At 73.3% G+C, this 21,349-nt stretch carries 19 protein-coding genes, 1 tRNA gene and 1 pseudogene; 15 read left to right on the top strand and 6 right to left on the bottom strand.

Features of this window, described 5'->3' with window-relative positions; genetic code table 11:
- Position 1: 1 nt before the first annotated feature.
- Together ABEA53_RS05275 and ABEA53_RS05270 are read right to left on the bottom strand one after the other, a co-directional pair.
- A pseudogene (locus ABEA53_RS05275) lies at positions 2 to 795 on the bottom strand (SDR family oxidoreductase).
- A gap of 42 nt (positions 796 to 837) precedes the next feature.
- Positions 838 to 1,110: an acylphosphatase gene (locus ABEA53_RS05270; RefSeq protein WP_345479971.1), complete on the bottom strand. Its 273-nt coding sequence runs from the start codon at positions 1,108 to 1,110 to the stop codon at positions 838 to 840.
- 44 nt (positions 1,111 to 1,154) lie between these two features.
- On the opposite strand from ABEA53_RS05270, the gene ABEA53_RS05265 reads away from it, so the two are divergent.
- The 3 genes from ABEA53_RS05265 (at position 1,155) to ABEA53_RS05255 (ending at position 4,426) form a co-directional block, all read left to right on the top strand.
- A complete protein-coding gene (locus ABEA53_RS05265; protein ID WP_345479970.1) occupies positions 1,155 to 1,583 on the top strand; it encodes a DUF1810 domain-containing protein in 429 nt (142 codons plus the stop codon).
- A 47-nt stretch (positions 1,584 to 1,630) separates the two neighbouring features.
- Positions 1,631 to 3,178 carry an alpha/beta hydrolase gene (locus ABEA53_RS05260; RefSeq protein ID WP_345479969.1) on the top strand — a complete coding sequence of 516 codons (1,548 nt, stop codon included), beginning with the start codon at positions 1,631 to 1,633 and terminating at the stop codon, positions 3,176 to 3,178.
- A 111-nt stretch (positions 3,179 to 3,289) separates the two neighbouring features.
- Positions 3,290 to 4,426 carry a baeRF2 domain-containing protein gene (locus tag ABEA53_RS05255; RefSeq protein ID WP_345479968.1) on the top strand — a complete coding sequence of 379 codons (1,137 nt, stop codon included), beginning with the start codon at positions 3,290 to 3,292 and terminating at the stop codon, positions 4,424 to 4,426.
- Positions 4,427 to 4,489: 63 nt separating this feature from the next.
- Here ABEA53_RS05255 and ABEA53_RS05250 read toward each other — a convergent pair whose 3' ends face one another.
- Both ABEA53_RS05250 and ABEA53_RS05245 read right to left on the bottom strand, forming a co-directional pair.
- Positions 4,490 to 5,242 (bottom strand): hypothetical protein, encoded by a 753-nt coding sequence (locus ABEA53_RS05250; protein ID WP_345479967.1) that lies wholly within the window; start codon positions 5,240 to 5,242, stop codon positions 4,490 to 4,492.
- A 172-nt stretch (positions 5,243 to 5,414) separates the two neighbouring features.
- A tRNA-Leu gene (locus ABEA53_RS05245) sits at positions 5,415 to 5,499 on the bottom strand.
- A 184-nt stretch (positions 5,500 to 5,683) separates the two neighbouring features.
- Between ABEA53_RS05245 and ABEA53_RS05240 the strand changes: the two genes are divergently transcribed.
- The 5 genes from ABEA53_RS05240 (at position 5,684) to ABEA53_RS05220 (ending at position 13,257) form a co-directional block, all read left to right on the top strand.
- Positions 5,684 to 8,497 carry a S8 family serine peptidase gene (locus tag ABEA53_RS05240; protein ID WP_345479966.1) on the top strand — a complete coding sequence of 938 codons (2,814 nt, stop codon included), beginning with the start codon at positions 5,684 to 5,686 and terminating at the stop codon, positions 8,495 to 8,497.
- A gap of 122 nt (positions 8,498 to 8,619) precedes the next feature.
- The gene (locus ABEA53_RS05235; RefSeq protein ID WP_345479965.1) at positions 8,620 to 9,960 is read left to right on the top strand and encodes an amidohydrolase family protein; all 1,341 of its coding nucleotides are present in this window, start codon (positions 8,620 to 8,622) and stop codon (positions 9,958 to 9,960) included.
- Positions 9,957 to 11,252, top strand: coding sequence for a M20/M25/M40 family metallo-hydrolase (locus ABEA53_RS05230; protein ID WP_345479964.1), 1,296 nt, complete (start codon positions 9,957 to 9,959; stop codon positions 11,250 to 11,252). The genes ABEA53_RS05235 and ABEA53_RS05230 overlap by 4 nt, the downstream gene beginning before the upstream one ends.
- A gap of 62 nt (positions 11,253 to 11,314) precedes the next feature.
- On the top strand, positions 11,315 to 12,301 hold the full coding sequence (locus ABEA53_RS05225) for a pirin family protein (RefSeq protein WP_345479963.1): 987 nt from the start codon (positions 11,315 to 11,317) through the stop codon (positions 12,299 to 12,301).
- A gap of 107 nt (positions 12,302 to 12,408) precedes the next feature.
- The gene (locus ABEA53_RS05220) at positions 12,409 to 13,257 is read left to right on the top strand and encodes an undecaprenyl-diphosphate phosphatase (protein ID WP_425550599.1); all 849 of its coding nucleotides are present in this window, start codon (positions 12,409 to 12,411) and stop codon (positions 13,255 to 13,257) included.
- A 102-nt stretch (positions 13,258 to 13,359) separates the two neighbouring features.
- Here ABEA53_RS05220 and ABEA53_RS05215 read toward each other — a convergent pair whose 3' ends face one another.
- Both ABEA53_RS05215 and ABEA53_RS05210 read right to left on the bottom strand, forming a co-directional pair.
- Complete coding sequence (locus tag ABEA53_RS05215; protein WP_345479962.1) at positions 13,360 to 14,229, bottom strand: endonuclease domain-containing protein; 870 nt, start codon at positions 14,227 to 14,229, stop codon at positions 13,360 to 13,362.
- A 202-nt stretch (positions 14,230 to 14,431) separates the two neighbouring features.
- A complete protein-coding gene (locus ABEA53_RS05210) occupies positions 14,432 to 15,358 on the bottom strand; it encodes a PAC2 family protein (protein ID WP_425550608.1) in 927 nt (308 codons plus the stop codon).
- Positions 15,359 to 15,467: 109 nt separating this feature from the next.
- Here ABEA53_RS05210 and ABEA53_RS05205 point away from each other — a divergent pair, with 109 nt between their 5' ends.
- The 7 genes from ABEA53_RS05205 to tatC all read left to right on the top strand — a co-directional run bounded on the left by ABEA53_RS05205 (position 15,468) and on the right by tatC (position 21,348).
- On the top strand, positions 15,468 to 16,136 hold the full coding sequence (locus ABEA53_RS05205) for an HAD family hydrolase (RefSeq protein ID WP_345479960.1): 669 nt from the start codon (positions 15,468 to 15,470) through the stop codon (positions 16,134 to 16,136).
- Positions 16,133 to 17,116, top strand: a complete 984-nt coding sequence (locus tag ABEA53_RS05200) for a tRNA (adenine-N1)-methyltransferase (protein ID WP_345479959.1) — start codon at positions 16,133 to 16,135, stop codon at positions 17,114 to 17,116. Before ABEA53_RS05205 ends, ABEA53_RS05200 begins: the two co-directional genes overlap by 4 nt.
- Positions 17,117 to 17,239: 123 nt before the next feature.
- Positions 17,240 to 18,211 (top strand): FKBP-type peptidyl-prolyl cis-trans isomerase, encoded by a 972-nt coding sequence (locus ABEA53_RS05195; protein WP_345479958.1) that lies wholly within the window; start codon positions 17,240 to 17,242, stop codon positions 18,209 to 18,211.
- 9 nt (positions 18,212 to 18,220) lie between these two features.
- Entirely contained in the window at positions 18,221 to 19,207 is a 987-nt protein-coding gene (locus tag ABEA53_RS05190; protein ID WP_345479956.1) for a helix-turn-helix transcriptional regulator, read from the top strand.
- Positions 19,200 to 20,183: a helix-turn-helix transcriptional regulator gene (locus ABEA53_RS05185; RefSeq protein WP_345479955.1), complete on the top strand. Its 984-nt coding sequence runs from the start codon at positions 19,200 to 19,202 to the stop codon at positions 20,181 to 20,183. Before ABEA53_RS05190 ends, ABEA53_RS05185 begins: the two co-directional genes overlap by 8 nt.
- Before the next feature lie 107 nt (positions 20,184 to 20,290).
- Positions 20,291 to 20,551, top strand: coding sequence for a Sec-independent protein translocase subunit TatA/TatB (locus tag ABEA53_RS05180; protein ID WP_345479954.1), 261 nt, complete (start codon positions 20,291 to 20,293; stop codon positions 20,549 to 20,551).
- Positions 20,552 to 20,601: 50 nt separating this feature from the next.
- Positions 20,602 to 21,348: a twin-arginine translocase subunit TatC gene (tatC, locus tag ABEA53_RS05175; RefSeq protein WP_345479953.1), complete on the top strand. Its 747-nt coding sequence runs from the start codon at positions 20,602 to 20,604 to the stop codon at positions 21,346 to 21,348.
- Position 21,349: the final 1 nt, after the last annotated feature.

Below are 21,349 nucleotides of genomic sequence, written 5' to 3'. Positions count from 1 at the left end.
GTCAGCCGGCGTCGCGCCAGTCGTCGCTCGTGATGTGGGAGCCGCCCTGCGGGCCCATCTGCAGCATGCCGCCGTCGACGGGCCAGGAGGCGCCGGTCACGGAGCTCGCGGCGGGGGAGGCGAGGAACGCGACGACCGCGGCGATCTCCTGCGCCGCGCCCGGCCGGCCGAGCGGGACGCCGGGGCGGTGCACCTCGGTCGGGTCCTGGTCCTCCATGCCCGTCATCGGCGTCGCGATCTCGCCGGGCGCCACCGCGTCGACGGTGATGCCGTGTCGGCCGAGCTCGAGCGCCGCCGTCTTCACGAGGCCGCCGAGCCCGTGCTTCGCGGCGTCGGAGGCGGACGACCCGACGCGGGGCTGGTGCTCGTGGACGCTCGTGATCGCGATGATCCGGCCGCCGTTCCCTGCGGCCGCCATCCGCTGCGCCGCGCGCTGGATCAGCACGAACGGGCCGTCGAGGTCGACGGACACCGTGTGCCGCCACTGGTCGAGGGTCATCTCCAGCAGCGGCGCGTCGTCCCCGGTGCCCCCGTTGTTCACGTAGACGTCGAGCACCCGGCCGCGGAGTCCAGGTGGCCGGCATCGAGCCGGGCGACCTCCGCACGGCGGCCGTGCGAGCGCACCTCCTCGGCGGTCGAGGCCGCCTGCGCCTCCTCGTGGTCCTGCACCCGGGTGATGCCGATGTCGAGCCCGGCCCGCGCGAGTGCGACCGCGGTCGCCCTCCCGATGCCGGAGTCGGAGCCGGTGACGATCGCCACGCGCAGTTCGGATGCCGTGCCGGAAGGGTCGGTCACGGACCTCGACGCGGCTCGGACGGGCGCCGGGGAAGTCCTGCGCTAGCGCTGGATCTCGAACGAGTCGGCCTCGATGGGGTCGACCGGCTCGACGTCGACGTCGGCCACCCGCGCCTGCCGCGGTCCGCGCTCCAGCCACGCGGCGAAGGCGTCGAGGGCCGTGCGATCGCCCTGGGCGACCACCTCCACCGCGCCGTCCGTGCGGTTCCGCACCCGGCCGACCACGCCGAGGCGCTCGGCCTCGCCCTGCGCGGCCCAGCGGAACCCGACGCCCTGCACGTCGCCCGTCACCGTGTAGCGCCTCGCGATGGTCACGGCTCCACGCTAGTTCTCGAAGGCTGCCGTCGTACCGTGCCCGGGTGCCCACCGACTCCTTCGACCTCGACCGGTTCCGCGTCGCGCAGGACGCGCACGGCACCTACGACGACGCGCTCGCCGAGCTGCGCCGCGGCCGCAAGACCACCCACTGGATGTGGTTCGTGTTCCCGCAGATCGCGGGGCTCGGCCGCAGCTCGACCGCGGTGTTCTTCGCGATCCGCTCGCTCGACGAGGCCCGCGCCTACCTCGCGGACCCGGTGCTCGGTGCGCGGCTGCGGGAAGCGGCGGAGGCGGTGCTCACCGCCCCGGCGGAGTCCGCGGAGGCGCTGCTCGGCGGCATCGACGCGGTGAAGCTGCGCTCGTCGATGACGCTGTTCGACCGGGCGGCGCCGGAGGAGGACCTGTACCGCCGCGTCCTCGACCGCTGGTTCGCCGGCGAGGACGACGAGGGGACGCTCGCCCGCCTCTGACCGCCGGTTACGCTCCTCCCCGGGGTTCGAACGCCGAAGGGGGCCGCGTGCGTCGACCGGTTGTGCTCGTCGTGGTCGTCGGCGTGCTGGTGATCGCGCTGGTCGCCGGCATCGCGGCGAGCGTGCTCGTGTCCGTGTCGCGCACCGCCGCGCCGACGAGGACCCCGGCGGTCGAGGCGACCTGGCCGGCACCCGCCGGGATCGCGTGGCAGCCGTGCACCGGCGACGAGCTGCGGTCCGTCGGCGCCGAGTGCGCCCTGGTGCGGGTGCCGCGGGACTGGTCCTCGCCGCGCGACGGGAAGACGGTGCAGATCGCGGTCTCCCGCGTCGTGCACACCGCGAAGCCCTACGCCGGCGTGATGCTCGCGAACCCGGGCGGCCCTGGCGCGAGCGGTCTCGACCTCGCCTCGCTCGGCGCGCAGGTGCCCGGCGGGGTCGGCGAGCGCTACGACTGGATCGGCTTCGACCCGCGCGGCGTCGGCGCCTCCCGCCCGCGCGTCTCCTGCGTGCCCGACTACGCGAACGGGCCGAGGCCCGCCTACTCGCCGGTCACCGAGGCGACCGAGCAGGCGTGGCTGAAGCGCACGGAGGCCTACGCCGCGACGTGCGGGAGGAAGCACGGCGACCTGCTCGAGCACCTGACGACCCGCGACTCCGCGAACGACCTGGAGTACCTGCGGATCGCGCTCGGCGCCGACCGGTTGAACTACTACGGGTTCTCCTACGGCACGTACCTCGGGCAGGTGTACGCGACGCTCTACCCCGCGCGCGTCGGCCGGATGGTGCTCGACTCCACCGTCGACCCGTCCCGCGTCTGGTACGGCGCGAACTACGACCAGGACGTCGCGTTCCAGACCGTCGTCGACAAGTGGTTCGACTGGCTGGCGAAGTACGACCGCGAGTACGGGCTGGGCACCAGCCGCAAGCAGGTGCAGGCGTCCTACGACCGCCTCGCCGCACGCCTCGCGGCGAAGCCCGCGAACGGCGTCTTCGGCTCCGCCGAGCTCGCGGACACGCTGCTCTACGCGGGGTACTCGCAGAGCCTCTGGCCCGACCTCGGGTCGGCGTTCTCCGATGCGGCGAAGGGCGACACGGCCCAGGCGCAGGCGTACTGGAAGGCCTACAACGAGACCACCGACGACAACGGGTACGCCATGTACCTCGCCGTCGAGTGCACGGACCAGGCCTGGCCGGGGGAGTGGTCGACCTGGGCGGCGGACACGCGCCGCGTCGCCGGCTCGGCGCCCTTCGAGACCTGGGCGAACACCTGGTTCAACGCGCCCTGCCGCACCTGGCCGGCGAAGGCCGGCACCCCGGTCGACGTGGACGGCGCGAAGGTGGCGCCGATCCTGATGATCGACGAGACGCTCGACGCGGCGACGCCCTACGCCGGCAGCCTCGCGGTGCGCAAGCTGTTCCCGAAGGCGCGGCTGCTCGCGGAGCCGGGCGGCACCACCCACGCGGACTCCCTCTCCGGCAACGCCTGCGTGGACCAGACCGTCGCGTCGTACCTCGACGACGGCTCCCTGCCCGCGCGGAAGGCCGGCGAGACGGCGGACGCGACGTGCGCGCCGCTGCCCGTCCCGACGCCCTGACGCCGGTACCGCAGGTTCCCGGCCACCCATCGGGTGCGCGGCCTACCGTCCCGAGCACCGAGGGCGGATCGGGTCCGGTCCGCTGACACCACGGCGAAAGGAACCGAGCGGATGGCCGATACGACGGACACCCTGCGGGGGCGGCTGACCGAGGCGGAACGCGTGTGCGGGGGCTGGAGCACCGTGCACATCGACCTGTCGAACGACCGCGAGACGGAGGAGGGGATCGCAGAGCCGCGACGCCGCTCCGTGGTCGACCGGCTGCGGCGGGCGGGCGCCGACGACGCGACCGCGGACGCGATCGAGGAGGCGCTGTCGACGCCGTCGCGCCTCCCGGCGCCCTTCCACCGCTTCCTGCTCGCGCGCGACGGCCGGGTGGTCGCCGACGAGACGATCCCGGGGACCGCGCCGGGGGAGACGCTCGAGGTCGGGCCCCTGCCGAGGATCGCGCCCCTCATCCGCACGGGCGTCGACGAGTTCGCCTACATCGTCGTCCGCACCTCGCGCGACGGCGGCGACATCGCGGTGCACCGCACCGGCGCGTTCTTCCCCGAGGCGCGGGAGTCGATCGAGGGCCGCACGGACACGCTGCACAAGGTGAAGGGCGGCGGCTGGGCGCACCTGAACCAGCAGGAGCACGTCGAGGAGCTGTGGAAGCAGAACCAGCAGGAGCTGTCGGCGGAGGTGGACCGGCTCGTCCGCGAGGTGCGGCCGCGCCTCGTCGTGGTCGCCGGTGACATCAAGGCCCGCGGGCTGCTGCTCGACGCCCTCGCACCTGCGTCCCGCGCGCTCGCCGCGGACCTGCAGATGAACGCCCGCGCGGACGGCGCCGACGAGCGCGTCGTGGAGGAGTTCATCGCCGAGCAGCTGCGCACGGTCGAGCAGCGCGACCGGGCGGAGGCGCTCGACCTGCTGCGCACCCGCGTCGCGCAGGAGCGCCCCGCAGCCGACGTGGGGGTTCGAGCGGTCGCGGAGGCGCTGCGGCAGGCCCAGGTCGACACCCTGTTCGTCGACGTCGCGGCACTGGAGGGGGAGACCCTGCTGGCGCTCGAGGACGTGCCCTGGGTGGCGCGCACCGTCGAGGACGCCGGCCCGGTCGAGGTCGTCGGCGAGGTGCCCGCCGTCGAGGCGCTGCTGCGCGCTGCGCTGCTGACCGATGCTCGGATCCTCACGGCCTCGCACGTCGACACGGGTGCGGGCGCCGCCGCGCTGCTCCGCTGGCCGGTGGACGCGCCCGCGAACGCCTGACCGGACCGAGGGACGCAGAAGGGCCGCGCTGCTGCGCGGCCCTTCTGTGCTCGCCCTGTCGAGCTACTTGCCGGAGGCGAAGGAGCTGACGCAGTCGCCCTGGTTCCGGTAGACCGGCAGCGTGCTGGTCGCCCAGCCGCCGTTCTTGCACTCGTTCTTACTGGTCAGCTTCACGTCCTTCACGAACGTGTACTTCGCGCCGGCGAAGGCGATCGCTTCGATCACGCCGTCGCCCTTGACGCCCGAGCCGAGCGAGAACCCGAAGGCCTGCACCGCGGCATTCGGGAACGCGGCGCGCCACTGGTCCAGCGTGCCGTGGTTCGCGGAGCCGAAGCCGCCCGTGTGGCTGGGCGCACCGTCCTTCACGAACTGCTTGCTGCCGTTGCTGGCCCACCAGTCGTTGCCGTAGACGCCCGGCTCCCCGATGAGGATGCCGTCCGCGCTGCCGTCGCCGTCGTAGTCGACGACGAGCTGCGCCCCCGGGACGCCTCCGCCGGTCGTGTTCGTGAAGTCGAGAGCGGGCTCGCCCACCTTCGCGAGGGGCGTGCTCGTCGCGACGTACTCGGCGACCTTGTCCGTCGAGGTCGCCCCCTCGGTCCATACGCGGAGGCCGGTGCCGGTCACCTCGTAGTGACCGGTCGCTCGCGTGTCCGTCAGAGCCGGAACGAAGTCGCTCGGCACGTGGATGGTCGCGCTCGTCGTCGCGGAGGAGGTTCCTCCGCTCGGTCCATCCAGCGGCTTCGCGCCCGCCGGTGACGCCAGCAGCAGCACGGCACCCATCGCGACCGCGCCGCTGATCCCCAGAACCCGCTTCATCGTGTGTCCCTCCATCCGTCCCCGGCGACGCCGGGGCATGCAGCGGGGAGGGTATTGGCCCGCGAGGACATCAGGAGCGGGATCGTGCGCCGCTGCGTACCCGCTGCTCGACACGTGCTCGGGCGGGAACGCAGAAGGGCCGCGCTGCTGCGCGGCCCTTCTGCTCCTGCTGTGTCCGAGGGGGGACTTGAACCCCCACGCCCGATAAAGGGCACTAGCACCTCAAGCTAGCGCGTCTGCCATTCCGCCACCCGGACCGGTGTGCGCGTTCCCGCGCCGACCGAGAACACTACCCGAAACCGAGGGGCGGTTCCGACCGCGCTTCCACGGTGTGGCGGCCTGGCGTTCTCACAGGTTCATGTTCTTGGCAGGTTTCTCATCGTCTCCATACGTTGTCCTCACCGCTCGCGAACCCGCGCGGGTCCGGCACAGAGGAGCCCAATGCCCCAACTGCCCGGTCGTCGACGCTCCCGCGTCGTCGGCGTCTCGCTGCTCGCCGTCGGCGCACTGCTCGGGTCGGCGCTGCCGGCCACGGCTGCGCTCGCGGCCCCGACCCGTCCGACGCACGGCGCGCCGGGCACCCGGTCCGCGCTCGGCAACGGCCTCGCACGCCTCGTCGACACCCCGGCCGCCGCGCAGAAGCGCATCGCCGGCGGGTTCCGCCTCGACCAGGACGCGCTGACGATGCGCGACGACGACGGCCGCGTGCTCGTCGACGCCGTGCCGCAGGCCGGCGTCGACCGCAGCGCCTTCCGGCGGTCGCTGGAGGCGAAGGGCCTCGAGGTCTCCGCGGTCGACGCGGGCACCGGCACCGTCGAGGGCTACCTGGCGCTGTCCGCCGTCCGCGACGTCGCCGCGCTGCCCGGCCTCGGCACGATCGCCCAGGCGGTCAAGCCGCGGACCAGCACCGGCTCCGTCGAGTCGCAGGGCGTCGTGTTCCAGCGCATCGACAAGGTGCTGCGCAAGGGCGTGACCGGCAAGGGCATCACCGTCGGCGTCCTCTCGGACTCCTTCGACACCGCGACGACGACCGTGGCGGGCGACCCGCTGACGATCCACGCGGCGGACGACATCAGGAGCGGCGACCTGCCCGGACCGGGCAACGCGAAGCACCCCCGGCCGGTCACGGTGCTCGAGGACGCGCCGGGCGAGGACGAGGGCCGCGCGATGCTGCAGGTGATCCACGACATCGCGCCCGACGCGAACCTCTGCTTCGCCACCGCCTTCAGCGGCGAGGTGGGCTTCGCCAACAACATCCGCGCGCTCGCCGACCCGAAGGGGAAGTGCCGCGCCGACGTCATCGTCGACGACGTCAGCTACTTCGACGAGCCGTTCTTCGCCGACGGCATCCTCAACGACGCCGTCGACGACGTCGCGGCGCTCGGGGTGCAGTACTACAGCTCCGCCGGCAACAGCGGCGACAACAACGGCTGGAACGCCCCCGTGCGCCTGATCCCCGCGACGAAGGGCGTCAAGGGCACGAACCTCGACCTCTCGCAGGTGGACCCGGCGCTGTACGACGGCGGACTGCAGGACGCGGACCCGGGCCCCGGCACCGACGTCGCGCAGACGGTCTCGCTCGGCGAGGACGGCGGCCTGCTCGACCTGCAGTGGGACGATCCGACGGACTACGACGGCGCCACCATCGGCGACCCGTACTTCTCCGAGTCGGGCGAGCTGACCGCGCCGGGCGACACGGCGACGTTCACCTTCACCCCCACGGCGGACCAGCTCGGCGAGACGGTGCAGTTCATCGCGGACGGCGTGCCCTCCGGCACCACCGACCTCGTGCTGACCGTGAAGAAGCCGAACGGGACGGTGCTCGGGCCGATCGACACGGGCAGCTCGCCCGAGACGGCCGGCACCACGCTTGACCAGCCCGGCGCGTACACGATCACCATCGGTCAGTACGGCACGAGCGTCGGCGGGTTCACCGTCGAGGTGCGGCCGATCATCGCGCTGTCGAAGGTCACGACGGACTTCAACGCGCTGATCTTCGACGCGGCGGGGAAGTTCCGCGGTGCCCTCGCGGACGCCAACCAGCTGTCCGGCCGCCCGCTCGAGCTCGGGCAGCTGCCCGGGCCCGGGACGCTGCAGATCGTGATCAGCCGGTCCGGCACGGGTCCGACGCCGGTGCACCGCCTCCGCGCCGTCGCCAACGGCGACCTGTTCTTCACGGAGTACGGCGACCCGCTCTCCCCGACGGTGTTCGGGCACCCCGCGGCCGCCGGCGCGACCGGCGTCGCCGCGGTGGACCCGTTCCGCCCCTACCTGCCGGAGTACTTCACCTCCCCGGGCGGCGACCTGCCGATCCTGTTCGACTCGTCGGGCGACCGCTACCGCAGCACCCAGGTGCGGCGCAGCCCGCTCGTGGCGGCGACGGACGGCGGCAACACGACGTTCTTCGTCTCCGACTCGGCGCTGGACGCGGACACGCTGCCGAACTTCTTCGGCACCAGCGAGGCCGCCCCGCACGCCGCGGGGATCGCGGCGCTCGTCCTGCAGAAGCAGGGCGGGAAGCGGTCGGTCAGCCCGAAGGCGATGAAGGCGCTGCTGTCCCGATCGACGTTCGCGCACGACCTCGACCCGTTCAGCGCCTCCGGATCCGCGGGCGGCCTGACCGTCAGCGCCGCCGGCGCCCAGGGCAGCGAGCGCGACCCGGTGCCGGGCACGCTGAACGACCCGAACTTCTTCCGGGTGAGCTACACCGGCTCCGTCCCGCTGCAGTCCGTGACGTTCCTCGGTGAGACCGCGAGCCCGACGGCTCCCGGCCGCACGCACCCGCCGCTGTCCGACGGCATCGTCTTCGACCCGCGGCCGTTCAGCGCGGCCGGTCCCGACTTCCGGAACACGGGCTTCCCGTTCACGGTCGGCGGCACCGGAGGCGGGCTCGCGGCATCGACCGTGCGGGCCTCGTACGCGAAGCCGTTCGGCGCGACCGCCGGCACGTACCGGCATCTCACGGTCACCTTCGACAAGAGGCTCCGCGGCGGCCAGTCGCTGCGCTTCGGCGTCGACCGCGACCTCGCCACGTCGCCGTACGGCGGCACCAACGAGGGCAACGGGGCCGACGAGCTCGGCGGCGCGGTCTTCGCGCCGCAGCGCATCGTCGACCCGATCGGGCTCACGTTCGTCGCGGTGCGCACCGACGGGAAGAAGATCGTCGGCATCGTGAAGAACCGGCTCGGCCACGGCTACTCGCCGGTCGACGGCTACGGCCTGATCGATGCGGAGAAGGCGGTCCTCGGCCGCTGACCCGCGACCTCATCGAGCGGTGCGGCCGCCGTGTTCCTCCCGGAAACACGGCGGCCGTACCGTTCGTGCATGCTCCGCGCCCGCCGCCTCCGCCCCGCCTCCCGCAGCACGGGCCGCACCCGATGAGCACGCTGCTCGTCGCCGACCTGGCCGTGCCCGACGCGACCGCGCGGCAGGTGCTGCAGCGCGCCGGCGTGCTCGTCGAGGGCGACACGATCCTGGCGGTCGGCGAGGCCGACGCGCTGCGCGCCGCGCACCCGGACGCGGTGGTGGAGGACCTCGGCGAAGCCGTGCTGCTGCCGGGCCTCGTCAACGCGCACCACCACTCCGGCGTGCTCCGCGGCACCGCCGAGCACCTGCCCGTGTGGAAGTGGCTCGAGGTGCACATCGACCCGATGCACCGCGTGCTGCGTCCGGAGGAGGCGGAGGCCGCCGCACGGCTCTGCTACGCCGAGGGCCTGCTCGCCGGCACCACGACCGTCGTCGACATGTGGCGCTACATGGACGGCGCGGCCCGCGCCGCGCGCGACCTCGGCAACCGCCTCGTCACGGTCAACTACGTCGGCGCCCACCCCGACCACGACTTCTTCGACAGCCACGACGACAACGAGCGCATGCTGCAGGACTGGTCCGGTGACGATCGCGTCACACCCTGGGTCGGGCTGGAGCACCCCTTCTACGCGGACGACGCGGGGCTGCGGCGCGCGATCGCGATGGCGCACGAGCACGGCACGGGCCTGTACACGCACTGCAGCGAGTCGCGGGACGAGCTGCCGGACTGGCAGGCGCGGTTCGGCGCGAAGCCGCTCGTCGCGCTCGAGCGGCTCGGGTTCCTCGACGCCCCGAAGGTCGCCCTCGCCCACGCGGTGTGGCTCGACGACGAGGAGATCGGCATCGCGGCCGCGCACGGCGTCGGGGTGGCCCACGCGCCCGTGAGCAACATGAAGCTCGCCTCGGGCGCCGCACCGGTCGTGAAGATGCTGGAGGCCGGCCTCGCCGTGGGCCTCGGCACGGACGGGGAGAAGGAGAACAACAACCTCGACATGTTCGAGGAGCTGAAGACCGCCTCCCTCCTCGCGAAGCTCAGCTCGATGGACGCCGCGACGCTCGACGCCTGGGAGGTGCTCGCGATGGCGACCGTCGGCGGCGCGCGCATGCTCGGCATGGAGGACCGGATCGGGCGCCTCGCACCCGGGATGCGGGCGGACGTGATCGCGGTCCGCACCGACACCCCGCGCATGACGCCGCTGCTGCCGGACGGGCCGTTCGAGAACGTCGCCGCGAACCTGGTGCACGCGGTGCGCGGCAGCGACGTCGCGTTCTCGATGGTCGGCGGCGACGCGGTCGTCCGCGACGGGCGGCTGCTGACGGCGGACGTCCGCGAGCTGATCGACGGGGCCCGCGCCGTGGTGCCCGGGCTCTTCGCGCGCCGCGCAGCCCTCGCGGATAGCGTGGAGCGATGACCGCCGAGCTCAGCCGCACCGCGACGATCGCGCGGGACCTCATCCGCTTCCCCTCCGTGAACTGGGGGGCGGGGAGGAGCGACGGGGAGGCGGAGGCCGCCGGCTACCTCGAGGCCGCGCTGCAGGCGCTCGGGCTCGAGACGCACTCGTTCGAGCCCGCGCCGGGCCGCGTCTCCGTGGTCGCCCGCGTCGAGGGCCGGAACCGCGGGCCGGGGCTCGTGCTGCACGGGCACACCGACGTCGTGCCCGCCGACGCGGCGAACTGGACCGTCGACCCGTTCGGCGGCGAGATCCGCGACGGCCTGCTCTGGGGCCGCGGGGCCGTCGACATGAAGGACATGGACGCGATGATGCTCGCGTCGCTGGAGGACATCCTCTCCTCCGGGCGGCAGCCGAACCGCGACCTGACCGTGGCGTTCTTCGCGGACGAGGAGGCGGGCGGCGTGCTCGGCGCCCACTGGGTCGTCGACCACCACCCCGAGCTCTTCGCGGGCGCGACGGAGGCCATCAGCGAGGTCGGCGGCTACTCGATCGACCTCGCCGGGCGTCGCGCCTACCTGCTGCAGACGGGGGAGAAGGCGCTCGTCTGGGCGAAGCTCACCGCGCGCGGCCCCGCCTCCCACGGCTCCCGCCTCATCCGCGACAACGCCGTGACGAAGCTCGCGGAGGCCGTCGCGCGGATCGGGCGGAAGGACTGGCCGATCCGGCTCACCGAGACGACCCGGTCCCTCGTCGACGAGCTCGGGCGCCTGCTCGGGCTCGATCCGAAGCAGGTCGGCGAGGACGCCGTGGTGCTCGCCTCCGGCACCGCCTCCGGGTTCATCCTCGCGACCCTCCGCACCACGACGAACCCGACCGTGCTCGAGGCCGGCTACAAGCACAACGTCATCCCCGACACCGCGAGCGCGCTGATTGACATCCGCACCCTGCCGGGGGAGGAGGAGGCCGTGCTCGCGGAGCTGCGCGAGCTGATCGGCCCGGACATCGAGATCGAGACGATCCACACCGACATCGGCCTCGAGAACCCCTTCCAGGGCCCGCTCGTCGAGAAGGTCGTCGCGCTGCTCGGCGAGCACGACCCCGGCGCCCCGGTCCTGCCGTACCTGATGTCGGGCGGCACCGACAACAAGTCGCTCGCGCAGCTCGGCATCACGGGCTACGGGTTCGCGCCGCTGCAGCTGCCCGCCGACCTGAACTTCCCGGCCATGTTCCACGGCGTCGACGAGCGCGTGCCGCTCGCCTCCCTCGACTTCGGCACGAAGGTCCTCACCGACCTCCTGCTCGGCTACTGAATTCATCTTCACGGAGTTCTGGTGGGCCTCCGGCCGACCAGAACTCCGTGAAGATGAAGCGCATGAGCGTCACGGAGCGGGACCCGGCACTCGTCGATGCCGACACGAGCGGGTTCGCGGCACCGGAGCTGCTCGAGCCGCGGGAGGTGCCGCTCGGCGGCCCCCGGGCGATGCGGGTGCAGCGCACGCTGCCGCAGCGCGCCCGCTCCCTGATCGGCGCCTGGTGCTTCGTCGACCACTACGGCCCCGACGACCTGTCGGAGCGGGGCGGCATGCGCGTGCCCGGCCACCCGCACACCGGGCTCGCGACCGTCACCTGGCTCTTCGAGGGGGAGGTGGAGCACCGGGACACCACCGGCGCCTCCGCGATCGTCCGGCCCGGTGAGGTGAACCTGATGACCGCCGGCAACGGCGTCGCGCACTCCGAGTTCTCCGTCGAGGGCACCACCGTCGTGCACGGCGCCCAGCTGTGGTTCGCGCTGCCCGCCGCCGACACCGACGGCCCGCGGCGCTTCGAGCACGCGGTGCCCGAGATGCGCGCGGTCGCCGGCGCCGAGGTCCGCGTCTTCGTGGGGGACTGGCTCGGGTCCACGGGCGCGCCGCACGCGCCGACGCCGCTGATGGGCGCCGAGGTCCGCCTCCCGCCCGGACTGCGCTGGGAGGCCGCCGTCGACCCCGGCCACGAGGTCGGCGTGCTCGTCGACCTCGGCGAGGTGGAGGTGGAGGGGCTGCACGCGACCCGGTCGCGGCTGGTCGCGCTCGCGCCCGGCCGCAGCAGCCTCGTGATCGAGGCGGGACCGCAGGGCGCCCGCGTGATCGTGCTGACGGGGGAGCCCTTCCCCGACCCGATCACCATGTGGTGGAACTTCGTGGGCCGCGGCCACGACGACATCGTGCGGGCCCGCGCCGACTGGCAGGCGCAGGTCGAGCAGCAGCGCTCGACCGGCCGCGCGGACGGCCGGTTCGGTCCGCACCCCGATGCCTGGGAGGACGTGCTGCCGGCGCCCGAGCTGCCGACCGTCCGACTGAAGCCCCGGCTGCGGCGCTGACGGCGGGCCCGCGCCGACGCGGCGCGGGAGCCCCGGTCGGGGGGAGGGCCTTCGCTAGCCTGCCGGTCGCGCAGGACCCGCCTGCCGTCGTGCCGGAGGTGGAAAGCTTGATCCAAGCGCTCGTGCTGGGCCTGATCCAGGGGCTCACGGAGTTCATCCCCGTCTCCTCGAGCGCGCACCTGCGCATCGCGGGCATCTTCCTCGAGGGCGGCAAGGACCCGGGCGCCGCGTTCACCGCGATCATCCAGCTCGGCACCGAGACCGCGGTGCTCGTCTACTTCTGGAAGGACATCGTGCGCATCGTGCGCGCGTTCTTCCTCGGCCTGCTGCGCACGAAGGGCGCCGACGGCGAGGTCCGCGTGCCCCGCACCGACCACGACTACCGGATGGGCTGGCTGATCATCATCGGGTCGCTGCCGATCGTGATCCTCGGCGTGCTGCTGCAGAACCTGATCGAGAACCAGTTCCGATCCCTCTGGATCATCGCGTTCACGATGATCGTGTTCGGCGTGCTGCTCGGCGTCGTCGACCACCTCGGCCGCAAGCAGAAGACGATCGAGGACCTCGGCGTCCGCGACGGGGTGATATTCGGCCTCGCGCAGGCGCTCGCCCTCATCCCGGGCGTCTCCCGGTCCGGCGGCACGATCGGCGCGGGCCTCGTGCTCGGCTACACCCGCGCCGCCGCCGCGCGGTACTCCTTCCTGCTCGCGATCCCCGCGGTGTGGGGCTCCGGGCTCTACGAGCTCGTGAAGACGGCGCGCGACCCGGGCGCCGAGGTCTTCTCGGGCGTCGAGACGCTCGCCGCGACCGTCGTCGCCTTCGGCGTCGGGTTGGTCGTCATCGCGTTCTTCCTCCGGTACCTGAACCGCGGCTCGTTCCTGCCGTTCGTCGCCTACCGCATCGTGCTCGGCATACTGCTCGTCGGCCTGCTGATGAGCGGCGTCATCCAGCCGTAGCGGCCCCGCCCGGCGCGGAACGGACCTCAGGAACCGGCATGGTGATCAGGACGAGAGGCGCGAACTCGTCCTGATCGTCATCCCGTTTCCTGACCAGGACCCTCAACCGAGGGCGGCGAAGACGGCCTCTTCGACGAGAGGCCACTTGAACAGCACCATGAACCAGGTGAATCGCAGGGTCCGGTAGCGCTGCCGAGCAGCGTGGAGGTCGCGCGCGCGGTCGCGCTCGAACGCCTCGTCGTCATCGTGGAACTCGCGGCCGTCGCACTCGATGATCAGTCGGCCGTCCACCAGCAGATCGACCGTGCCGATGCCCCGCAGCCCGACGATGACCTCGACCCGCAGCCCACGAGCGCGCAAGCGGTACCGCACGATCGTCTCCGTGCCGGAGTCCGCACGGCCGTCCGCTGCCATCACCACCCCGCGCAGCCGTTCCGGGAGGGAGGCAGCGAGGACCGGGATGTCCTCGTTCCGCAGGAAGCGCAGGTGCAGCGCGGAGTCGAGCACCGCCAGCGCATGCTCCGGCGGCAGCGAGAGGAACGCGTGCCTCAGCAGGAGGGGGACGTGAGCGATGCGGGACCGGCCCGTCCCGACCAGCTCCGCCTCGTCGACCCAGTGCAGCACCACCCGCGGCGAGGGCCGGAATGGCGCTGCTGCGTCGTCCGGATCCCGCAACCGCGCCGCGTTGCGAGGCACGGCCACGTGCAGCCGATCACGCGCCCGACCGGCGCGCACGGCCGGCGCACCGGGTGTCGGATCCGGCGGCGTCCACAGGCCGAGTGCTCGGGACGCCGTCGTCGCGGTGGCCACGCCTCCCGTGCGCACCGCACGCACGACATCGAGGTCTGCGCCGGGCGTCACGAAGTGCCCCTTCCGCACGGGCGCCACGAGCTGCTGCTCGACGGCGCGACGGATCTGGCGTGGTGACCTCCCGCGTTCCAGCAGCTCGGCGGTGGTCCAGAACACGCTCATGGGCAGCATGCTGCTCGCCGGCGCGCCCACCGGGAACTCGCCGACCCGGTCTCGGCCTGGGGAGGAGCCGACAGCGAGGTGCCCGTCGGGGCGGCTGCGCATCCAGCGTCGAACCGGCCTCAGGAACCCGGTCGTCAATCAGGACCGACGGCCTTGCGGCATCCTGAACTGCGCCCTGATTCCTGAGGACCGCGCAGCGGGGTCAGTCGCCCGGGCGCCAGGGCGGGGGCTGCTCGCCGCGGCCCGGACCCTCACCGCGGCGGAGGTAGCGCTCGAACTCGCGGGCGATCGCCTCGCCCGACGCCTCGGGGGAGTCGACGGTGTCGCGGGCCTTCTCGAGCTGCTCGATGTAGGCCGCCATGTCCTCGTCCTCGTTCGCGAGGGCGTCGATGCCGGTCTCCCACGCCTCCGCCTCGTCCTCGAGGTCGCCGCGGGGCACGGCGACGTCGAGGACCGCCTCGAGCTTCTCGATCAGCGCGAGGGTCGCCTTCGGGGAGGGCGCGTTGTGCACGTAGTGGGGCACGGATGCCCAGATCGACACGGTCGGGATGCCCACCCGCGCGGCGGCGTCCGAGATCACGGAGAGGATCCCGACGGGACCTTCGTAGTTGCTGCGCTCCAGCTCGAGGTCGGTGCGCACCTCCGCGTCCTCGCTGGAGGCGAAGGTGGAGATGGGGCGGGTGTGCGGCACGTCCGCGAGCATCGCGCCGAGCGTCACGATGCCCTCGACGTCCGCCACGAGCGCGGCGTCGATGATCTCCGCGACGAAGGCGCGCCAGCTGCGGGACGGCTCGGTGCCGAGCAGCACGGAGATGTTGTCGCGGTCGATGCGCTCCTCCGGCTCCGACACCTCGGGCACGACGCCGCGGGTGCGGCCGCGCTTCGCGGGCCCCCACATGGTCGCGCCGGGCCACGTCAGCCGCTTCACGCCGTGGTCGTCCACCCCGATCGTCGGCCGGTTGAACTGGTAGTCCATGTACAGCTCGGGGTCGATCTCGAGGACCGTGGTGAGCGGCAGCGCGTCGCGCACCATCCGCACCGCGTTGGTGGCCGCCTCACCGGCGTCGTTCCACCCCTCGAACGCCACCACCAGGACGCGCCCGCGTGCAAATCGCTTCGTCTGGGCCAATCGCATCGCTTCCGTCTGCCGTCGGCGAACCCGACGAGCGCTCCACGATAGGCCGACCGCCTCCGGCCGCGATCCGTGTTCGCTCACCGCGTCGCTATCCTCGGGGCCGATGACCGTGCCACAGCTCCCCTCCGCCGTGCTCTGGGACATGGACGGCACCCTCGTCGACACCGAGCCCTTCTGGTTCGCCGCCGAGATCGAGCTCGTCGGCCGCTTCGGCGGCACCTGGACCCACGAGCAGGCCGTCGCCCTCGTCGGCAGCGGCCTCCGCGACGGCGCCCGCGTGCTCCAGCAGCACGGCGTCGGGATGACCGTCGACGAGATCGTCGACTGGCAGACCGACTTCGTGACCGAGCGGCTCGTGCCCCCGCTGCCGTGGCGGCCGGGTGCGCTCGCGCTGCTGGCGGGCCTCCGCGAGGCGGCCGTGCCGACCGCGCTCGTGACCATGTCCGTGCGCCGGATGGCGGAGGCGGTCGCCGCGGCCGTCCCGTTCGGCGGCTTCGACGTGGTGGTCGCCGGCGACGACGTCGAGCGCCCGAAGCCGCACCCGGAGGCGTACCTGCGCGCCGCCGAGCTGCTCGGCGTCGACATCGCGGACTGCGTCGCGATCGAGGACTCGCGGCCGGGCCTCGCGGCCGCCGTCGCATCGGGCGCGGCCACGGTCGGGGTGCCGCACCAGGCGACGCTGCCTGAGGGGGACCGCTGGCGGCTGTGGACGACCCTCGACGGCCGCGGCACCGAGGACCTCGCCGCCGTCGCGGCGGAGCTGCGCGCATGACCGGCCTCTTCCAGGCGGGCGACCGCGTGCAGCTCACCGGCCACAAGGGCCGCCGCAACACGATCACCCTCGCGCCGGGCGGCATGTTCCACACCCACCGCGGCACCCTCGGGCACGACCTGCTGATCGGCGCGCCGGACGGCAGCGTCGTGACCGGCTCGGACGGCACGAGCTACCTGGCGCTGAAGCCGCTGCTCGCGGACTACGTCATGTCGATGCCGCGCGGCGCCGCCATCGTCTACCCGAAGGACGCCGCCCAGATCCTCGCGTCCGCCGACATCGCGCTCGGCAACCGGGTCGTGGAGGCGGGCGTCGGCAGCGGCGCGCTCACCATGTGGCTGCTGCGTGCCGTCGGTCCGACCGGCGCCGTGCACTCCGTCGAGCGCCGCGCGGAGTTCGCGGAGGTCGCCGCCGACAACGTCGCCGGCTACTTCGGCGAGCGGCCCGAGCGCTGGACCCTGACCACCGGCGACCTCGCCGAGGTGCTCGACGCGGGGGAGCCCGACGTCGCCGACCGCGTCGTGCTCGACATGCTCGCGCCGTGGGAGGTCGTGCCGGCGGTGCAGCGCGCGCTGTCGCCCGGCGGCGTCGTGATCGCCTACATCGCCACCGTGCCCCAGCTGTCGCGGGTCGTGGAGGCGCTGCGCGACACGGAGGCCTTCACCGAGCCGCTCGCGACCGAGACGATGGTGCGCGGCTGGCACGTGGACGGGCTCGCGGTCCGGCCCGACCACCGCATGGTCGGGCACACGGGCTTCCTCGTCACCGCCCGCCGTCTCGCCGACGGCGCGGTGGCGCCCCGCGCCTCCCGCCGCGCGCCCAAGGAGTTCGCGGACGAGGACGTCGAGCAGTGGACGCCCGGCGCCATCGGCGAGCGGGAGAAGAGCCCCAAGCGCCTGCGCAAGGCCGCGCGGCAGGCGGCCGAGATCGCGGAGGCGCGAGGCGTCGACGCGGACCCCGAGGCCGGCGACCCGGAGTAGGCCGGGAGCGGTCCGGAACCGCCCGAGCGCGCGCGTTCAGCGGTCCGTCCGGGACCGCGGCAGCGCACCGCCTCCGATCCGTCCGCGGATCGGAGGCCATGAACTCTGGCAGACTCGATCCCCGTGCACCGGACCGCTCGTCTCCTCGCCGGCACCGTCGTCGTGGCCGCGCTCGCCGCGGCCCTGACGGGCTGCTCCGGCGGTGCGGGCGCCGTCGCGGGCTGCACGCCGAAGGCGCAGGCCGGGCAGGCGTCGAACAGCGTCACGGCCGCGGGCCGCTTCGGCACCGCGCCGACCGTCGACTTCGCGACGCCCCTCCACGTGGAGGACGTGCAGGCCAGCCGGCTGATCGCCGGGCAGGGCGCCCCGCTGACCGCGGGGCAGGAGGTGTCGGCGGAGGTCACGTTCCTCAACGGCACCACCGGCGAGGAGGTCACGAAGACCGACTACACGGGCTCCGCCCCCGCGAAGTTCGTCATCGGCACCGTGCAGATCCTGGGCCTGCGCAAGGCGCTCGTCTGCGCGCAGGTGGGGGAGCGGCTCGCCGTGGTCCTGCCGCCGTCGCAGGCGATCCCGGCGGCCAACCGCCCGACCTCGCTCTCCGCGAGCGACTCCGTCGTCGCGGTCGTCGACATCCGCGACGCGTACCTGGCCCGGGCGAACGGCACGAACCAGGTGATGGGCAGCGGGCTGCCCGCCGTCGTGCTCGGGCCGGACGGCCGCCCCGGGATCACGCTGCCCGAGGACACCCCGCCGACGAGCCTCCGGGTCGCGAACCTCAAGGACGGCGACGGCGCCGAGATCAAGGCCGGCGACACCGCCGTCATCCAGTACACGGGCGTGGTCTGGAAGCCCGGCGACCCGACGAACGGCACGGTGTTCGACTCCAGCTGGACCACCGGCTCGCCGGTGAACGTGGTGGTGAAGAAGGGGCAGACCGTGCCCGGGCTCGTCACCGCCCTCACCGGGCAGCGGGTGGGCTCGCAGGTGCTCGCGATCCTCCCGCCGAAGCAGGCCTACGGCAGCCAGTCGACCTCGACGATCCCGGCGAACGCGACCCTCGTCTTCGTGGTCGACGTCCTGGGCAAGGGCTGACCCCACCCCGTGCCGACCGCGGTCTCCAACGAGGAACGCCTCTTCAGCCTCGTCCTCGCCCTCCTCGCCACCGAGACGGGCCTGACGAAGGCCGACATCCTGTCGTCCGTGCAGGGGTACCGGCAGCGGTACCGCACGAACGGCGGCAACGCCTCCCTCGAGCGCCAGTTCGAGCGCGACAAGGAGGACATCCGCGACCTCGGGGTGCCCCTCGAGTCGATCGAGCTGCCCGCCGACCAGGGCGCCGTGCAGTACACGCGGTACCGGATCCCGAAGGGCGAGTACGACCTGCCCGCGGACGTGACCTTCACGCCGCAGGAGATCGCGCTGCTCGACCTCGCCGCGCTCGCGTGGCGCGAGGGCTCGCTGTCCGGCGAGTCCCGGCGCGCCCTGCTGAAGCTGCGCTCGCTCGGCATCGAGTCGGAGGAGCCGCTGATCGGCTTCGCTCCGCGCCTCCGTGCCCGCGATGCCGCCTTCGACCCGCTGCGGGAGGCGATCGAGCGCCGCCGCGTCGTCGCCTTCGGCTACTTGAAGCCGGGGGAGGACCGCGTGCGCCGCCGCCGCGTCGCCCCGCTCGCGCTCGTGCAGTTCGGCGGCCGCTGGCACGTGCACGGCATCGACCTGGCCGCCGACGCCCGCCGCACCTTCCTGCTCAGCCGCATCGCCGGTGCGGTGGAGGAGACGGCGCAGGAGTTCGACGCGCCCGGGGGCGACCCCGCCGAGGAGGCCCGGGAGGGGCTGCGGGCGGTGCTCGCGGGCAACCGCGCGCTGCTCGAGCTGCAGCCCGACACCGACGCCGCCGCGCGGCTCGGGTCCCGCGGGCAGGCGGTCGACGGCGGCCGGGTCGCCGTCCACTACTCCGACGAGGCGCTCTTCGCCGACGAGGTCGCGGCGTTCGGCCCGGAGGTGCTCGTGGTCGAGCCCGCCGAGCTCGTCGCCGCCGTCCGGGATCGACTGGCCGCGGTCGCCGCGGCGCACGGGGGGACCGATGGCTGACGCGCAGCCGCTGCGCGTGCAGGACCGACTGGCGTTCCTGCTCGCGCTCGTGCCGTACCTGCTCGACAACGACGGCGTCTCCGTGGCGCAGGCCGCCGCCCACTTCGGCGTCGGCGAGCAGCGGATCCGCGACGCGGTGCAGCTCATCGCGGTCTCCGGGGTGCCGGGGGAGACGAAGGCGTACCAGCCGGGCGACCTGTTCGACATCGACTGGGACCGGTTCGAGGAGCGCGACGAGATCGCGATCACGCACCAGGTCGCGATCGACGACTCGCCGCGGTTCTCCGCCCGCGAGGCCGCCGCGCTCATCGCCGGGCTGCAGTACGTCGCCGCGCTGCCGGCGAACGCGGACCGGGAGACGGTCGCCCGCCTCACCGCGAAGCTCACCCGCGCGGCCAGCGGCGCGCCCGCCGCGGTCGCCGTGGAGGGCGGCGCGGACACCCGCGTGGGCGTGGTGCGCGAGGCCATCAGCGCCGGCACCGTGCTCGGCTTCGACTACCTGAACGGCCGCGACGAGCGCGAGGAGCGGGCCGTCGAGCCCCTCCGCGTCGAGTCCGTCGACGAGTCCTGGTACCTGCGCGGCTGGGACCGGTCCCGCCGCGCGCTGCGCACCTTCCGCCTCGACCGCATGCGCGACGTGCGCGCACTGGCCGACGCCGAGCCCGAGCGCCCCGAGGACATCGAGCTGCCGGAGCGCATCTTCCAGCCCTCGAAGCAGGACCGCTCGGTCACGATCGAGATCGCGGAGGCCGCCGTGCCGCTGCTCGCCGACTACCTCGGCGACCGGCCGCAGACGCAGCCGGCGCGGCGCGGCTGGGTGCGGACCCGACTCCGGATCGCCCACCTGCACGGGCTGAAGCGGCTCGTCGCAGGGCGACCCGGCCTGATCGTCGTCGTCGAGCCCGACGACGCGCGGGCGGCCGTGCGGGAGTGGGCGGAGGCGGGGCTGGCCCGCTACCGCGGCGACACGGCCTGAGGGCCGGATCGCGCGGCACGCGCCAACCGCCGCCGAGGGCGCTTACACTGACGAAGCAGCGCCGCAGCCGTCGTTCCGATGGCGAAGGCGGATCCGATCGGAGCATCATGGGTATCTTCGGCAACGCCCTCTCGGGGTGGCACCTCGTCGCCATCGTCCTCGTCGTCCTCGTGCTCTTCGGCGCGACGAAGCTGCCGATCTTCGCGAAGGGCCTCGGCCAGTCGATCAAGATCTTCCGCAAGGAGATGACCGACGTGCAGGACGACATCGCCAAGGACCGCAAGGAGCGCTCCGCGGAGCACCTCGACCGCGAGACCGTGACGACGCCCGACTCCGCGCAGACGCGTCGCGCGTCTGAGGACCGCTGAGCTCCGCAGCAGGCCCCCGGGCGCGCACCAGCGCCACCGATGAGCGGCGCATGCCGCTCATCGAACATCTCCTCGAGCTGCGCAAGCGGCTGATGTGGGCGGCCCTGTCGATCCTCGCCGGCGGCATCGGCGGCTGGTTCGTGTCCGACCTCGTCCTCGAGGTGCTGACCGGCCCCCTCAAGCAGCAGGGCGGCCGGATCGCGACCATCAACTTCCCGAGCGTCACCAGCGCGTTCGACGTGCGGTTCGAGATCGCGATCATCGTCGGCGTCGTGCTCGCGAGCCCTATCTGGCTGTACCAGATCTTCGCGTTCCTGACGCCGGCGTTCACCCGCCAGGAGAAGAAGTACGTCTTCGGCTTCTTCTTCAGCGCGGTCCCGCTGTTCCTCGCGGGCTGCGCGGCCGGCGCCTTCGTCATCCCGCACATCGTCGGGCTGATGGTGAGCTTCGCGCCGGGCGGCACGTCGTCGCTGCTCGACGGCAAGGGCTACCTCGACTTCGCGCTGCGCCTGCTGCTCGTGGTGGGCATCGCGTTCGTGCTGCCCGTGTTCCTCGTGCTGCTCAACTTCACCGGCGTGCTGCAGGGGCGGACGATCCTGAAGTCGTGGCGCATCGCGATCCTCGCGGTGACCATCTTCACTGCGGTCGCGACGCCGTCGGCCGACATCGTCTCGATGCTGCTGCTGGCGATCCCGATGATCATCCTGTACTTCGTCGCGGTCGGCATCGCCCTGCTGCACGATCGGCGCAAAGCCCGTCGGGACGCAGCCGTCCTGGAGGGCGCGGGTACCCTGTAAG

Origin of the sequence: Amnibacterium soli (assembly GCF_039544415.1) — a bacterium.
GTDB classification, from domain to species: Bacteria; Actinomycetota; Actinomycetes; order Actinomycetales; family Microbacteriaceae; genus Amnibacterium; species Amnibacterium soli.
This window is presented reverse-complemented; position numbering and strand designations above follow the sequence as displayed.